Below are 17,182 nucleotides of genomic sequence, written 5' to 3' on the forward strand. Positions count from 1 at the left end.
GTTATGAATATTTGTGTAACCGGTGGGGCCGGATTTATTGGTTCTCATCTGGTAGATCGATTGATTGATTTAGGGCATAATGTCCTGGTTATCGATAATCTATCTACAGGGATGCGTTCGTTTGTACATGAACGGGCACAGTTTATAGAAATGGATGTTCGAGATGCGAATCTGACTGCCGTATTTGAAGACTTTAAACCTTCTGTTGTCTTTCATGAAGCGGCGCAAACGATGGTGCCTTCATCGATGGAGAATCCAAGTTACGACTGTGATGTGAATTTATTAGGTCTCATCAATGTTCTTGAAGCGTGTCGTAAGGTAAAGGTGGAGCAGGTGTTAATGCCTTCGTCAGCCGCCGTATATGGGGATTTGGCTATTTTGCCGCTTACGGAGGATTTGAGCGGGAAACCATCCTCCTTTTACGGATTAACAAAGCTTACCGCAGAAGGATATTTGCGGATTTATCATGAGGCCTTCGGACTCAATACGGTATGTTTCAGATATGCCAATGTATACGGCCCTCGTCAAGGTGATGGCGGTGAAGGTGGCGTTGTGAGCATTTTTAATCGTCTTATCGTAGAGGGGCAGGAGTTGACCGTTTTTGGAGATGGCGAACAGACTCGTGATTTTATTTATGTTGATGATGTAGTGGATGCCAATATTAAAGCTATGGGAAAACCGAATTGCACCGGGATTTATAATATATCCACTAATACAGGCGTTTCTGTGAATGAACTCATTGCCAGATTCCGCGCTATCAGCGAAAGGACTTTTATCGTTCGGTATGAGGCTGAGCGGGTCGGAGATATAAAGCATTCTCGTTTGAGTAATGTAAAAGCCATGGAGGATTTTGGTTTTGTCGCACATACTTCCTTAGATGAAGGGTTGAAAAAGACAATGGATTATTTTATTAATCAGATTCGAAATAAATGAGTGTAAGTGGTTTGGGGACATGAGTGATTTACAATTTTGGGTGACAATCGGCCTGTGGAATCTTATTGTATGCGGAATCTACGGACATGATAAATTATGTGCAATCAAGGGATATGATCGTATTTCTGAATTTACATTGCTATTTTTAGCCTTTGCTTTTGCCGGACTAGGTGCATTATTAGGAATGGTCTTGTGGCATCATAAAACAGCGAAGCTGAAGTTTAGAATTGTTATTCCTATAGCCTTACTATGGTCTGTATACTCCATAGGCTTTGCTTATGCGCTATGGGTGTATTGATTGTATAAACTGATATTTTATTCATCTAATTGTGTTATAATAAAACAATTAGTATATAAAAATAGTAGTGAAGGAGTTATTTGATGTTGAGGTTAGGTTCGGGGTTTGAATTAGATTATTCCAATATCTATAATGAAAGCTGCATACAAGAGCGGGATGTAAATAATTTTGAACGGGCTATACAAAATATATGGCATCACACGAATATTTTACGGTCCACCGGGTTTGAGGAAGGTCATGTGTCAAAAGATGGCCTTCCGGAGCCTGTTCTGTTTTATCAGTTACCTTATATTTCAGCGGAAGGCATTAATACGCCGCATATGTTAGAACGTTTATATGCATTGCGTGATTATGCACGTAATCATATTGATACGGTCGTATCTGTGGGTATCGGAGGATCCTATTTGGGGAGCAAGGTTATCTTTGATGTTCAATGCGGATCATTTTGGAACAACTGCAGCGTTGAAGAACGCGACGGATATCCTCGCATGTATTTTGCGGGGTTTAACGTGGACGGCGTTTATTTAGATGGTCTCATGCGCACCTTGAAATATCAAGCGCAAGAAAAGGGATCCGATTATAAGGTGATGCTTGTTATTACCTCCAAGTCGGGATCCACAATCGAACCGATGGCAAATTTTATGATTCTTGAAAAATTCTTACAGGAGAATCATATTAATTATGAAGTGGTGGCTGTTACGGACACATCTGATGATGAGCACCCCACCGTCTTGCGATCCATGGCTCTTGAAAATAATTGGAAAACGTATTCTATTCCCTACGGTGTAGGCGGACGTTTTTCCGTATTTACGGAGGTCGGCTTTGTAACGGCGGCTTTAGTGGGTTTTGATATCGAAGGATTCTTGGCGGGGGCCGCATCTATGGATACGGCATGCCAGGATGAGGATACTTTCAAAAATCCGGCTTTGTTGAGCGCTTTGTTGAAATATATTGCATCAGAACGGTATGGACGCATTATAGAGGTGTTTATGCCTTATGGGGAAGCATTACATTCCCTGTCGGATTGGTATGTACAACTTTTATCCGAATCGTTAGGCAAGATGAGTAACACGTGTCTGCCGTATGGACGCACACCTGTAGCCGCAGTGGGAACAATGGATATGCATGCACAGGTGCAGGAACATCAGGAGGGACGCTTAAATAAGGTCGTTCAATTTATTAAGGTGAAAGACTGGCATAATGATCTTGTTGTACCGGATACATATAGCCAGTATGAACGGTTGCGCTCATTAAATAATGTAAATATTTGTGATATTTTAAATATCGCTCTGGATGCCAATAGTGAGGCTTTATCCACCGATAATCGTTTTAATATGACAATTACGGTGCCCACATTGAATGCGTTTCATTTAGGAGAAATCATGTTTATGCATTGTTGGGCCGTATATTTTGAATCTATTTTGGCCGGTGTAGATGCTTTTGATCAGCCCGGGGTAGAGGTTTATAAACGGTTGATCGGACCAAAACTGGCAGAAGTAAAGAATTCGCATAATTAGTAGGGGGACGTTATGAATATTTTAGTTACCGGAGGTGCCGGTTATATTGGAAGTCATACAGTACGTGCATTGCAACGCGCCGGGTATACACCTGTTATCGTAGATAATTTGTCTCGAGGTCATGTGGAATCGATTCCTGAGGGCATTGATTTTTATAACATGGATATTGCCGATCCAAAATTGGTAGAGGTGATGAAGAAGCATCAAATTATCGGTATAATGCATTTTGCAGCTCATTCTCAGGTCGGTGAATCAATGCAGAACCCTGCTATTTATTATGAAAATAATGTAGTCGGTTCATATCACCTCATCGAATCCGCCCGTCAAGCGGGGATTAAGCATTTTGTGTTTTCCAGTACTGCCGCAGTTTACGGGGAGCCGGAGGTAGTACCGATTCGAGAGGATGCTCAATTACACCCAACTAATGTATACGGCCGCACAAAACTGATGATTGAAGATATGCTGTCCGATTACAGTTCTATTTATGGTTCCACCTATGTGGCACTGCGTTATTTCAATGCTGCCGGAGCCGATCCGTCTGGGACAATCGGTGAGGATCATCATCCGGAAACGCATTTAATTCCACTTGTTCTTGATGCGGCACGGGGCAAACGCGAATATATTACTGTGTTTGGAACGGATTATGATACGCCGGACGGCACATGCGTACGCGATTACATTCACGTTAATGACTTGGCATCCGCTCATGTATTGGCAATGAATTATTTGCGTAATGGCGGACAGTCTCAAGTATTTAATTTAGGTAGCGGTAATGGATTTTCTGTGAAAGAAATTATTGAAACTGCCAAAGCCGTGACGGGAATAGATATTCCGGTTCAGTATGGAGAACGTCGTGCCGGAGATCCGGGAACTCTTATTGCATCATCGGAAAAGATTAAGGATTTATTGGGATGGAATCCTCAATTCAGCAATGTATCCGATGTCATTAAGGATGCATGGAAATGGCATACTTCTCATCCGGAAGGCTTTACAACTAAATAGTCATAAAATCTATTTTGTCAATAAATTTAATGACTCTATTGGTCACCTATGTGACCGGTAGAGTCATTTTTTTGTAGGATTTGGAAAGGAGTGCCTAGAATATGTGAGTAGGAGGTGGACTATGAGTCTGAACACATATAAGGAGCGGATGCGGCAATGGATTTATAAACAACGCATTGTAGTCAGTCATTATAAAATTGCAGTTATTAGTTTTACGGCAGTAACATGTATCGTACTTGGAATAGGGTTGATGTATCCTTACGAGGAGGAGTCGGTTCACTTGTCTTCTGTTCAAAGTGAAAGCAAATCTGAACTTGAACATGGTCGGACAAGTGGTAATCAGAGCGGTAATTCTGATAATCAGGGAAGTAATAGAATGCATCATAGTGGACATACTGATAAACGGAGCCGTTATAGCGATACTGCTGAGCAGAGCGGTAGTGACTCTAAATCAGCAAAAGGGCGGTTACTGTATGATGTCAGCTCTGTGGAGAGAGTATATCCGTGGCGTGAAGCATTTAAAGAGTTAACTCTGAGCGGCAATGTTGATAAAGCAGATATGGATATAGATATGGATATAAATGATGTAAAGGATGAATCTATGGGGCGTGAGACGCATCAATCACCTAAGAACCGACGTAATATATCTCAGAAAAATGTAAGTAGGCATCATGAAAATAATTATGAGAGTACTGAGGAAGTAAGCAATAGTCGCAATAAAACGGATAGGAGTAACCATTCGGAACCGGTGAGATCAACGGTACAATTAGTGGGCATCATAGAGGGTGAAACATTTGTAGCCGTTTTGCGAAGCGGTGTAGAGGAATGTTCCGTTACGACCGGGTCGAAGTGGAAAGGGATTACGGTTAAATCTATAGGACGTGCAGGTGTGGAAATTGTAGAAGGAGGTCGGTCACGGTGGCTTACGATGGATTGAATCGAAGATATATAGGCTTTATTACCAAAATATTTCTGATTTCTGTGACTTTTGATTTACTTTTTTCAGGTGTGGGCATGGCACAAGCTGTTGAGTCTACATCGACATCGATTCCGATCAATCGTGAAATTAGCAATGAAAAGAACGGAGTAGAGTATTCAGAAACTAAAAATGCTATTTCTTTATCTGTACATGATGCATCCTTGAAGGAAACCGTTCTCGGCATATGTAGAAGTTATGGATTATCCGCCATCGGGGTGGAGTCTTTGTCCGGAAACATTACGGCCTCCGTTAAGGCGGATACGCCGGAGGAACTGATTGCTCAGCTGGGATCGCTTTATCATTTTTCCGTCACAAAGCAACATAAGACCCTTGTTATAGAAGGGGATGGCAAAGAGTTGGAGCAAAGAGAATTATATGTGTTAACGCCTCAACATTTGACGGCGCAGTCTTTAAAAGGAGTACTGGGCACTGTTGTGCATGCAGATAAGATGGCCGTACTTTCAGAAGGAAATGAAGTAGTATTACATATCACTAATGGAGAAAAACGACGTGTAGAAACGTTGGTGAAAGCGGTTGATAATGAACCGAAACAGGTGCAACTGGAGGCGACCATCATCGCTATGGAAAGGTCGTATGTAAAAGAAACGGGAGTCCGTTGGTCCTGGTTGAGTCTTACCGGACACGGAGAGGATAAGACGCACTCTTATGGGGCCGTATCGTTTGGAAAGACTCCGGCCGGAGATGCATACAAGTTTTTTGTGAAACCTGAGTTGAGCTTGATGGAGAATTCCGGGAAGGCGGTCCTCATTGCACGGCCGTCTATTATGGCATTGAATGGTGAAACGGCGCATATTTTAATCGGCGAGAGAATTCCCGTGGTGGAGGAATCGCAGGTGAATGGTGAGCGGAAAACTTCGGTGCGCTATGAAGAGGTGGGCATCAAACTGAATTACACACCTATCGTTACCGAAGACGGATCGGTAGATGCCAAAATTCATGCTGAGGTGAGTACCCCTGTTATGGTGTCGGAAATCAAGGCTTATAAAATCAGCACGCGACAAGCTCATACCCGTGTCCGATTACGCCCCGGCGAAGTACTGGTCATAGGCGGCCTCATGGATAATCGAGATCAACATCAGTTGCAGAAAATTCCCATCTTGGGAGATATTCCTCTATTGGGAAAGCTGTTTCGGCATAGCCGAAAAACAAAGGATTCCGTAGAAATGATGATGTTTGTAAGGGCTACTGTGATATAATGAAAGGAAATGATTGGGAGGTTATGAATGGAACGCATTCGAATGATAGGCCTTGGAAAATCATTTGGGGTGCGCCAAGTATTTTCCAATGTGTCCTTTGAATTAAAAGAAGGTGATCGACTTGCCTTAGTAGGTCCTAACGGAGCCGGTAAGTCGACATTGTTAAAATGTATATTAGGATATGAAGAACTGGACGAGGGTCATGTCGTTAAGTCGCCTGTGGCGAGTATAGGTTATTTACAACAGGATGTGAATCTGGGTGATGACAGCCTTGCCGATGAGATTGAAAAGGCTTGGGCTGATGTGCATGCTCTAGAAGAACAGCTACGTGATTTAACTGTTTACCTGGAAAGTCATGAAGCCGAAGAAGCGGATTTACAACGTCTCGATTATTTACAAAATCGCATCGAATGGCTTGGTGGATATGATTATGAACAGAAGTCAAAGCGCATTGTTTACGGACTGGGCTTTTCCGATGAAGATTTACATAAACCGGCTAACGCCTTTTCGGGCGGTCAGAAAACGCGCATTAATCTGGCAAAGGCTTTGGTTCGCAGTCCGGACTTTTTATTTCTGGATGAACCTACAAACCATTTAGACATGGATATGCTTGAATGGTTGGAGGGCTATTTATCATCCTATCGGGGCGGGATTTTAATCGTCAGTCATGACCGGTATTTTATGGACCGTATCGTGACAGGGGTTGTGGAACTTGATAATCATAAGGCGACCGCATATCGCGGTAATTACAGCCGTTATGTTCAGCAGCGGGACGAGCGGCTTAAAGCGGATATGATTGCCTATGAGAAGCAGCAAGAACATATAAGGAAGACGGAAGCTTATATTGATAAATACAGGGCCGGAATTAAATCCAAGATGGCTCGGGGCCGTCAGTCCCAGTTGAATCGACTGGAGCGGTTGGATGCACCGGTTATGTCTCCGCATTTAGATTTTTTGTTTCCGCCTGCGGGGATGAGTGCCGACAAGGTTTTGGTATTAGATCATCTCTCTGCTGGATATGGCGATAATCGAATTATTGATGATATATCCTTTGTCGTGCGTCGCGGAGAGTCTGTGGCTCTGATAGGTCCTAATGGTGCCGGTAAATCGACATTGGTAAAGACCATTGTAGGCGAAATTTTTCCTGAGGACGGGCATGTAGATATCGGCAATCGCGTGCAAGTAGGCTATTTCTCGCAGGAGCATGAGGAATTACATGAGTCCTGGCAAGTTGTAGAAGAAATTATGAATCACTTTAACTTTACCGAAGAAAAGGCGCGTAATGTATTGGGATCATTCTTATTTAAAGGGGATGATGTATTCAAACTTGTCAGCGATTTATCGGGTGGTGAGCGTGCCCGTTTAGCACTATTAAAATTATTCCTGCAAGGGGATAATTTTCTTATTCTCGATGAACCGACGAATCATTTGGATATTCCCACCCGAGAAGTTGTAGAGCGGGCGTTACAGCAATTTGAAGGTACTTGTTTTATCATTTCTCATGATCGGTATTTTTTAGATCAGGTTGCTACGAAAACGGTCGTCCTTAATAAGGGGCATATTACGGAATATCTTGGCAATTATTCGTACTATAAAGAAAAGTTGAAGGAACAAGAAGAACGGCTGTCTTTAGAAAATAATGAGTACATAGAATCGTCGAATGCCAAAGTAAAAATACAAGAACAAGGTGAGCTTTCACAGACGGAATCTACGGAAGCACCTAGGAAACCTAATGCATACATGGTGGAAAAACAGTTGGCTGAAGTGGAATCGGAAATTGCCCGTTTGGAGGCGACCATGAAGATGTATGAGGTGCAGCTGGCGAATCCCGATGTACAACAGGACTTTGAAGAAATGGCTTCTATTTCAAGTCAGATTACAGCGACACAGGTGCAACTGGATGAGCTATATGAACGATGGGCACATCTATGTGAATAACATATAAATGGGATATAAATACAGCATTGTAAATTGTATCCTTTTAATTGACAAAAGTGTTAAAAACTTCATAATATAAGTATAGATTTAAAATGATTAATATTTTAAAGGAAGGGTGTAACATGAATAAATCCATGTTGAAAAAAGCGGTCATCTTCGGTCTTGCCGGAGTGATGGCGATTGCTGCGGGTTGTGGCAGCAATAAGGATGCAGGTAATGCAAATAGTAATGAAGCTAAAATCGCATTGTTAACGACGACAACGGGCGGTGCGGCCGCATATGGTGAATCCATTAAATCCGGTGCCGAACTGGCGGTGAGTGAAATTAATGCAGATGCAAATTCTGTGAAAATCAATCTGTTGGTAGAAGATACCAAAGGTGATAAAAATGAAGCGATTAACGCTATGAATAAGGTAATCTCAAAGGATAAAGTGGTCGGGGTTATAGGGCCTATGCTATCCGGTGAAATGATGGCGGCAGGTCCTGTAGCGAACAAGAGCAAGGTGGTTGCTCTCGGAACATCTACTACAGCTGAAGGTATTACTGATATCGGCGATTATATTTTCCGTAATGCCGTACCGGAATCCTTGGCTGTGGATACGGCCATTAAAGAAGCACACAAAGTACTTGGTTTTAAAACGGCGGCCATTATGTACTCCAACAACAATGACCAGATGGTATCCGTAAATAATACGGCCCGTAAGGCATTGGAAGCAGCCGGTGTTCAAATTATCGATACGGAAACCTTTGCCGATAAAGACACAGACTTCTCCGCTCAGTTGACGAAGATTCAACAAGCTAAACCGGATGTAATCGTAGTGGCATCTCTTTATCAAGAAGGTGCACTCATCATGAAAAAAATGCGTGAAATGGGCATGAATCAACCTGTAATCGGTTCTAACGGCTTTAACAGTCCTGAGTTTATTAAAATTGCAGGTTCTGCAGCGGACGGTGTTATTGTAGGTACGCCTTGGTTCCCTAATAAGGATGACCAAAAGGTAAAAGATTTCCGCAAAGCTTATGTTGCTAAATATAACAAGGAACCTGACCAGTTCGCGGCGCAAGCATATGATGCGGTATATCTTTACGAAGCGGCTTTGAAAAAAGCGGGCTCTACGACAGATCGTGAAAAATTCCGTGAAGCGTTGAAAAATATCGCTGACTTTGTCGGTGTAACGGGTCAATTCAAATTTAACGAAAAACGTGATCCGTCCATGGAAGTTCAAGTGTTACAAATCAGAAACGGTCAATTTGACGCATTAACAAAATAAGTTGAGGTAGTATAGTGTTTTTACAACAATTAGTTAACGGGTTAACCCTCGGTAGCTTATATGCTGTACTCGCTATCGGCTTAACACTAGTGTTCGGTGTTTTGAATATTATCAACATGGCTCACGGAGGCATCTTCATGGTAGGTGCCTTCGTTGGTCTTTTTATGGTGACAATTTTCAATGTCAACATTTTTGTAGCCCTTATCGTTGCTATGGCTGTAGGAGCTATCCTCGGTTACCTATTAGAATTTGTGGCGCTTCGTCCGCTACGCAAGAAAAAGGTGTCTCACTTGGCACCGCTTATCAGTACCATCGGTGTCTCTATCTTCCTTGAAAGTTTGGCATTATTGCTTTGGGGGCCTCAAACGAGATCCTTCCCGACCGATTATATCGGCGGGCTCATCGATTTCGGGGCGTTTAAAATTTCCATGGTACAAATCATCGGCTTAGGTGTGTCCGTCTTGCTGATGCTTATCTTAAATATAGTTATTAAAAAGACTAAAATCGGTAAAGCGATTCGTGCCGTATCGTTAAGTACAGAAACGGCTGCATTGCTCGGTATTAATCCGACCCTGATCATTTCCTTAACGGTTATGATTGCGTCTGCATTAGGGGCTGCAGCAGGTGTGCTTGTAGGGTTATCGTTTAACGCTATTGAGCCTACTATGGGGGTTATTATCGGTTTTAAAGGACTTGCCGTGCTAATTTTAGGTGGACTCGGTAATATTACAGGCGCTATGGTGGGCGGCTTTATTCTCGGTGTGGCGGAGGTCTTTTCTGTTGCATACGGGGCATCTACATTCCGCGATGCCGTGGCATTCGGTCTCATCATTTTATTATTATTCTGGCGTCCGCAAGGTTTATTCGGTTCTAAAGATAAAGGGGGTAGACCATAATGGATTTGTTAAACCCTTATTATCTTCAAATTGTGATGTTCTTTATCATCAACGCCATTATGGGGATTTCCATCTACTTTACATTGTCCAGCGGACAGCTTTCCCTCGGTGCAGCCGGATTCATGAGCGTCGGTGCGTATGTGGGGGCATTGCTTTCCTTGAAAGCTGACTTACCTATCGTTGTAGGTATTATCGTCGGAGGATTGGTGGCGAGCCTTGTGGCTGTAGTTATCGGTTTACCTACGACACGTCTTCGCGGCTTATATTTGGCTATTGCCACATTGGGATTTGGCGAAGTTATGCGCGTTGTATTTTTGAATCTTGATGTTACGAATGGCGCATTAGGTTTATCCGGTATTCCCTCTATTCCTCAGGAACTTACAAATTATGCCTATGAATTTGACTTGGATGGCCTTATGGGCATCGATGCCGTTACATGGGGAAATTTAATGGCTATCATCATTTTATTTATCATATTGGCCATTACCATTGCCTTTTGTGTGCGCATCAATAATAGTCGTGTCGGTAGAGCCTTTGCTGCTATCAAAGCGGATGATCATGCGGCTGAATTGATGGGAATTAATGTAGTGTACTATAAGATGATGGCTTTTATCATCGGTGCTTTTATTGCCGGTATCGGCGGCGGCTTGTATGCACATGTTACAAATTTTATCAATCCTACAGATTTCAGCTACCATAAGGTAGTACAAATCTTGTTATTCCCTGTGTTTGGCGGGTCAAATGTAGTATGGGGATCCGTATTAGGTTCCTTTATCCTCACATTATTGCCGGAAGTATTACGCTTCTTGTCCGATTACCGAGACATTATTTACGGTGCTTTACTTGTCATCTTAATGGCTGTTCGACCGGACGGTATTTTAACAGAATCTATGGTGGACCGTATCAGTCGTAAATTAGGATTTAAAAAAGCCCCTTATATTCCGGAAACGCAAGTGTTAACGGAGCGTTTTGAAGCGTATAAACGAAAACAGGCTGAATCGAAGGAATAGGAGGGAACTGAATGCTATTAGAATTAAATGATGTAAGTAAAAGCTTTGGTGGCGTAGCAGCTCTCACAGGTATCTCCTTTGGTGTTAAGCAGGGGGAAGTATTCGGTGTTATCGGTCCGAATGGAGCGGGTAAGACAACTCTATTCAATTTGATTACCGGTGTCTTTCCGGTTACATCCGGAGAAATTGTATTCGACGGCATGTCCGTTATGGGTATTAAACCACACAGAACAGTGGAAATGGGCATTGCCCGTACATTTCAAAACATCCGGCTTTTCGGTAATATGACGGCATTGGAAACAGTATTGACCGGCATGCATTGTCGAACCGGATCCGGCATTATATCCAGCTTCTTTAGAACAAAACGCCAACGCATTGAAGAAGAGCGTTGTCGTGGTATTGCCTATGAGTTTTTGAAACTGGTAGGTCTTGAAGCTGATGCGGAAGAAGTGGCCACATCCTTGCCATATGGTAAACAGCGGCGCCTTGAAATCGCACGTGCATTAGCGACGCATCCACAATTAATTTTGCTGGATGAACCGGCGGCGGGGATGAATGATAGTGAAACCGAAGCTTTGAGACAACTCATCGGTAAAATTCGCGATCTCGGCATTACCGTTGTCGTCATTGAACATGATATGGCTTTGATGATGAATATCTGCGATCGTTTGGTGGTATTTAATTTCGGCAAGAAAATTGCAGAAGGAACTCCGCAAGAAATTCAGAATAATGATGCCGTTATTGAAGCTTATTTAGGTAAGGAGGTGTAATATGTTAAAACTGGAAAATATCGTGGCCGGTTACGGACATATTACGGCTTTGAAAGATATAAGCTTGGAGGTTCCTCAAGGTGCCATCGTATCTTTAATCGGTGCGAACGGTGCCGGTAAGTCTACGACCATGAAGACGATTATGGGCCTTGTGAAACCGACATCGGGACACGTAATATTTGAAGGTCAGGATATTACAGGTCATAAAACACATCATATTGTAAAAAATGGTATATCCCTTGTTCCGGAAGGACGCCAAATTTTACAGGATATGAGTGTTTATGAAAATCTTGAAATGGGTGCGTATATTCGCAATGACGATGAAATTGAAGCGGATATAAAAAAGGTATTTAAACGGTTTCCTATTCTTGACGAACGCAGTTACCAATTAGGCGGCACATTATCTGGCGGACAGCAACAGATGTTGGCAATCGGTCGCGCATTGATGGCCCGTCCTAAATTGTTGTTGCTGGATGAACCGTCCATGGGTCTGGCGCCGCTTGTAGTCAATGAAATCTTTGAGACCATCAAGGAAATTAGTGCGGATGGTACTACGGTTCTTCTGGTGGAACAGAATGTACGACAAGCATTGAAGATTGCCGATTACGCTTATGTACTGGAAACCGGCAAAATGGTTTTGAACGGACCTGCAGAAGAAATTCGTCATAACCCTCGCGTTATGGAGGCTTATCTCGGCGGTCGTGTAGAATAACAGAATAATGATTAGTCAGATAGCTATTTAATTTGGCTTATGTAATACCCAAAAGGTGTATATACTACTGGTTTAGTATATACACCTTTTTTGTTCGTTAATAAGTAAAATTGATGATATCATGTGGCACTCATGAGTTTAGAATATAGTTGGTTTATAAAATATTTATACTTTGGGTGTTTACATTATAGATTCATGATTTATTACGATAAAAAATACATGTATATATGATGAAGTAAATATGATAACGATGGGATTCAATGTTAAATATTTTATGAATCTTGGATAGGCATATTCATTTTCATAGATTTTTATATAAATTAATGATAAAATTGCTTTAATCTTTTTTTATAGTTAAAAATTTAGATTTAGAACGTATTTCATGATATGTAATAAAGGTAAAAGAGGCATAGTATGAACAGAAAACAATGTATGATTATGGCGGCTTTTATTTGTGTTACCGGTACGGCAATGGCTGCACCAGTAAATGTATCGCAACAACATGATTACAGCAAAACGAATAAAATAGCGGCGAATCAAGTTAATACTCCATTGGAATCAAGTGCTACAGCTGTGAGTTCGGATAAGGAATATCGACTGCGTCAGGGCGATGAATTGTCGATTCAGGTCGTGCAGCAGGCCGATTTAGGTACGCGTAACGGTCAGGATATCGTGTATGCGGTTCGGCCTGACGGATATGTAACATTCCCTATGGTAGGACCTGTGAAAGCAGACGGACTTACCGTTGATGAATTTACGGCACAATTACAGCAGGGCCTGTCCAGATATATCGTTAATCCCGACATATCCGTGAATGTAACAAAACTCGGCGGCGTTCGTGTTTATGTATTTGGAGAAATTAATAAGCCTGGTGCTTATACATTGACGAAGTCCAGTACGGTTATCGATGCTATTGGTGCGGCCGGTAGCTTTAACTGGGATACGGCAAAGAAGAAAATTTATCTGATTCACCAGAATGATCCGGAAAAACCGATTGCTATTAACCTTAATAAAATGTTACAAACCGGCGATATGTCGGAAAACTATGTGATGCGAGAAGGCGACATTCTATACTTAACTAAAAATAGTCGGATCAACTTTGCTCGTGATATTGCGCCGATTTTGACGGGGGCGTATATGGTATCTCGAATCGGGAAAGATTAGAAGATAGCAATCTTATTCACCGCATAAGGGGGGGATTTATTTGCGTTCATATTTACTACCTGGGATTTTATTGTTTGCTGATATTATTACCGTTGTCGTTGTGGCGTTTATCGGCCTGTTTATACGATTTGACGGTTATATTGAGCCTCAATATATCAAACAAATGGTGGGGGCGTTACCACTCTTAATAGTTGCATATATCTTAATGTTTTTAGTGATGCATTTGTATACCCGTATCTGGCGATATGCAGGCATGCGTGAATTACTTGCCGTATTTGTGGCAACTACATTAGGTACGGCTATATTTTACTCATCTATGTTCTTCTTTGGTAAATCCCTACCAAGGTCCGTGTACTTTATCATCTGGTTCCTTACAACCGGTGTTGTTGGTATGGGGCGTATGCTATTACACTATTTAGCGCTTTACTACGGCGGAAACGATGATGATGAAAGTAAACAGGTTAATACTTTGATTATCGGTGCTGGCGATGCAGGGGCTACTATAGCTCGTGAAATTGAGCGCTATCATAAACGGTCCCGTAAAGTAATCGGCTTTATCGATGATGATGAAGTTAAGTACAACCGTCTCATGAGCGGTTTGCGTATTTTAGGAAAACGTCAGGATATTCCTGAAATCGTATCGAAATATAAAATTGAAGAAATTATTATTGCCATGCCGTCCGTTAAGCGGGAGGTAATACGAAAAATCATGGAGATCTGTTCTCCGTTGAAATGTAAAGTCAATACATTGCCGGGGATGTATCAACTGCTTGATGATGAAGTTCTCGTTTCGCATTTACACCCCGTATCCATTGAGGATCTGTTGGAGCGGGATGAGATTCACCTCGATACATCACAGGTGGCACCTTATCTGCAGGATAAGGTGGTATTGGTTACCGGTGCAGGTGGTTCTATCGGTTCCGAGATCTGTCGTCAGGTTTTACGGGTTAAACCTAAACAGTTATTATTGTTGGGACATGGTGAGAATAGTATTTATTTGATCCATCAGGAGCTTAAAGGATTAGTTCCGGAAGGGACTGTGGTTCCTATTATTGCGGATATTCGTGATAAGTTTCAATTGGAACAGATTTTTACCCATTACAAACCTGATGTCGTATTTCATGCGGCGGCTCATAAGCATGTTCCGCTCATGGAAGTACAACCGATTGCGGCCGTGTTCAATAATATCTACGGGACACGCAATGTAGCGGATGTAGCCGGTGCTCATGGGGTGGAACGATTCGTTATGATTTCCACGGATAAGGCCGTAAATCCGACGAGTGTCATGGGGGCTACGAAACGCGTTGCGGAAAAGGTGGTTCTCGGCATGAATCACAAGTACGAAACAAAGTATATTACCGTCAGATTCGGTAATGTACTGGGCAGTCGCGGATCCGTTATTCCGCTATTTAGAAAACAAATTGAAGCCGGTGGTCCGGTAACTGTTACCGATCCGGAAATGACACGATACTTTATGACGATTCCTGAGGCGAGTCAGCTCGTATTACAAGCAGGCGCCATGGGGCAAGGAGGAGAAGTATTTCTTCTCGATATGGGTGAACCTGTTAAAATTGTGGACTTGGCGAAAAATATGATTAGCTTATCGGGATTTGAACCTGATAAGGATATTCGTATTGAATTTACAGGACTTAGACCCGGTGAAAAGAAATACGAAGAATTATTAACTGCTGGAGAAGGCATCAATAAGACGAAGCATAAGAAGATTTTTGAGGCCGCTTTGGAAGAAGTGGATCAAGATTGGCTCAGTCGTGAAATTGATCGCTTTCAAAATTGCAAGACGGATATGGATGTCATCAATGTGTTGAAGGATATCATCCCTACGTATCATCCGAATCATAATGTATGATGTATTGTTGTATAAATTGTAACGATAGTCGTGATGCAATTGCTATCCATCGGAAATCATATCGTTATTTTTATATTAGCTCATATATAGCTATGAATGAAAATAAGGGAGAGATTTCGTTGTTTGCATACTTTCATAGAAAGGGGTATATGGGTGGAACAAATTATTGATTTACAAGAGGTAGCTAAGCTACTTGTACGGAAACGCCGCAAGATTTTAAATATAACCGCTGTTTGTATTTTGCTGGGGGGCACTTATGTGCTGCTCGCGCCTGCTACATATCAATCGACATCCATGCTGCGTATTAAACAGGCGCAGGATTTAGGAAATTCGGTATTGTCGAGTCCAAGCGGATTTACGGACACGATGGCGCGTCAGTTGATGAATACGGATGCGGAAATTTTAAAGAGCCGTAATGTGGTGGAACCGCTTATGGCCTCTATTGAAGAACAAGATGGGGAAGGCAGTGTTCCGACCTATGAAGAATTCGTAAAAAATCGAATCGAAACAAAACCGTTTAAAGAAACGGAATTGTTACAGGTAAATGTTACCGGTCGTACTCCGGAACAGGCACAAAATGCGAATCAATTTTTAATCGATACCTTTTTAAAACGCTTAGCCGAGTTATCTCATGTTGAACAACGGGCGACTCGTGAGTTTTTACAAAAACGGGTGGTGTCCGCAAAGGCTGAACTGGATGAAGCCGAGAAGAGACTGCAACAGTTTCAGGTAGATAACAACGTGTATTCTACCAGTGATCAGATGAGGGGCTTGACGGATACCATCACGCTCATCGATAAGGAAAAAGCGCAGAATAAACTGGACTTGGAAACGGCACAAGCCGCATTGGGCAGTATTAATGAGCAACTGGGTTCCGCCGGTCGAAGCATTGCGGACAGCTCTACCGTACAGGCCTATAAGACGCAATTGGCGGAACTTGAATCTCGTAAGGCTTCTTATGTAGGCAAATATACGGATGAACATCCGGTTATGAAAGAGTTGAATCAGCAAATCGCTGAAGCTAAGAACGGTCTTAACACAGAGATCAATGCTATCGCTACACAACAAGCTCCTTCCAGCAACTCCGCACAGCAGGGACTACTGGCGGATAAGTTTAAAAACGAGGCGGCTCTTGCGGTCGCACAAGGTAAAGAGGCGGCGTTGGCAAATCTCGACAAGACGAACGAAGAGGCTATGAAAAGCCTGCCGGAAAAAGAACGGGGCTATATTAAAGCAAAACGTGATGTAGATGTAGCTCAAGATATTTATTCCATGCTTTCAAAACGGTTAGAAGAAGCGAAAGTGGCGGAAGTAATGGTTCCGAATGAAGTACAGATAGTCGATGCGCCTACATTACCGGAAAAAACAGTTGCTCCGCGCAGTATCCTTATTTTGGTGGGGTCCGCTATTATCGGCTTAATCTTGGGGTGCCTCTATGTATTGGGACAATCCTTGTGGAATCGAAAAATTCAATCCGTTCAAGAGGTGGACTCTATCTTGGGCGTTCAAAATTTAGGTGTGATTCCTAATTATCAACGTAAGGACTATAAAGCCAATGAAGAATCCGGTAGTCGTATGGCTGTATGGTGGAGAAAACTGAGAGGATAG

15 protein-coding genes are annotated in these 17,182 nt (G+C 42.4%); all 15 read left to right on the forward strand.

Going from position 1 to position 17,182, the window contains the following annotated elements:
- Positions 1 to 3 precede the first annotated feature (3 nt).
- Positions 4 to 933 carry an NAD-dependent epimerase/dehydratase family protein gene (locus CKV62_RS03340; RefSeq protein ID WP_095065683.1) on the forward strand — a complete coding sequence of 310 codons (930 nt, stop codon included), beginning with the start codon at positions 4 to 6 and terminating at the stop codon, positions 931 to 933.
- 19 nt (positions 934 to 952) lie between these two features.
- Positions 953 to 1,231: a DUF1294 domain-containing protein gene (locus tag CKV62_RS03345; protein WP_095065684.1), complete on the forward strand. Its 279-nt coding sequence runs from the start codon at positions 953 to 955 to the stop codon at positions 1,229 to 1,231.
- Positions 1,232 to 1,314: 83 nt separating this feature from the next.
- A complete protein-coding gene (locus tag CKV62_RS03350; RefSeq protein ID WP_095065685.1) occupies positions 1,315 to 2,748 on the forward strand; it encodes a glucose-6-phosphate isomerase in 1,434 nt (477 codons plus the stop codon).
- A 12-nt stretch (positions 2,749 to 2,760) separates the two neighbouring features.
- Complete coding sequence (galE, locus tag CKV62_RS03355) at positions 2,761 to 3,750, forward strand: UDP-glucose 4-epimerase GalE (RefSeq protein ID WP_095065686.1); 990 nt, start codon at positions 2,761 to 2,763, stop codon at positions 3,748 to 3,750.
- A gap of 121 nt (positions 3,751 to 3,871) precedes the next feature.
- A complete protein-coding gene (locus CKV62_RS03360; protein WP_095065687.1) occupies positions 3,872 to 4,687 on the forward strand; it encodes a hypothetical protein in 816 nt (271 codons plus the stop codon).
- Positions 4,688 to 4,764: 77 nt separating this feature from the next.
- Entirely contained in the window at positions 4,765 to 5,946 is a 1,182-nt protein-coding gene (locus CKV62_RS03365; RefSeq protein WP_095066698.1) for a type II secretion system protein GspD, read from the forward strand.
- 27 nt (positions 5,947 to 5,973) lie between these two features.
- Entirely contained in the window at positions 5,974 to 7,884 is a 1,911-nt protein-coding gene (locus tag CKV62_RS03370) for an ABC-F family ATP-binding cassette domain-containing protein (RefSeq protein ID WP_095065688.1), read from the forward strand.
- A gap of 122 nt (positions 7,885 to 8,006) precedes the next feature.
- Positions 8,007 to 9,155 (forward strand): ABC transporter substrate-binding protein, encoded by a 1,149-nt coding sequence (locus CKV62_RS03375; protein WP_095065689.1) that lies wholly within the window; start codon positions 8,007 to 8,009, stop codon positions 9,153 to 9,155.
- A gap of 14 nt (positions 9,156 to 9,169) precedes the next feature.
- On the forward strand, positions 9,170 to 10,051 hold the full coding sequence (locus CKV62_RS03380) for a branched-chain amino acid ABC transporter permease (protein WP_095065690.1): 882 nt from the start codon (positions 9,170 to 9,172) through the stop codon (positions 10,049 to 10,051).
- Complete coding sequence (locus CKV62_RS03385; RefSeq protein WP_095065691.1) at positions 10,051 to 11,061, forward strand: branched-chain amino acid ABC transporter permease; 1,011 nt, start codon at positions 10,051 to 10,053, stop codon at positions 11,059 to 11,061. The genes CKV62_RS03380 and CKV62_RS03385 overlap by 1 nt, the downstream gene beginning before the upstream one ends.
- Before the next feature lie 11 nt (positions 11,062 to 11,072).
- Positions 11,073 to 11,831: an ABC transporter ATP-binding protein gene (locus CKV62_RS03390; RefSeq protein ID WP_095065692.1), complete on the forward strand. Its 759-nt coding sequence runs from the start codon at positions 11,073 to 11,075 to the stop codon at positions 11,829 to 11,831.
- Position 11,832: 1 nt separating this feature from the next.
- Positions 11,833 to 12,543 (forward strand): ABC transporter ATP-binding protein, encoded by a 711-nt coding sequence (locus tag CKV62_RS03395; RefSeq protein ID WP_095065693.1) that lies wholly within the window; start codon positions 11,833 to 11,835, stop codon positions 12,541 to 12,543.
- A gap of 414 nt (positions 12,544 to 12,957) precedes the next feature.
- Positions 12,958 to 13,707, forward strand: coding sequence for a polysaccharide biosynthesis/export family protein (locus CKV62_RS03400; RefSeq protein ID WP_095065694.1), 750 nt, complete (start codon positions 12,958 to 12,960; stop codon positions 13,705 to 13,707).
- A 40-nt stretch (positions 13,708 to 13,747) separates the two neighbouring features.
- Positions 13,748 to 15,574, forward strand: coding sequence for a polysaccharide biosynthesis protein (locus CKV62_RS03405; protein ID WP_095065695.1), 1,827 nt, complete (start codon positions 13,748 to 13,750; stop codon positions 15,572 to 15,574).
- Positions 15,575 to 15,727: 153 nt separating this feature from the next.
- Complete coding sequence (locus CKV62_RS03410) at positions 15,728 to 17,182, forward strand: GumC family protein (protein ID WP_095065696.1); 1,455 nt, start codon at positions 15,728 to 15,730, stop codon at positions 17,180 to 17,182.

Source organism: Veillonella rodentium, assembly GCF_900187285.1.
Lineage (GTDB): Bacteria > Bacillota > Negativicutes > Veillonellales > Veillonellaceae > Veillonella > Veillonella rodentium.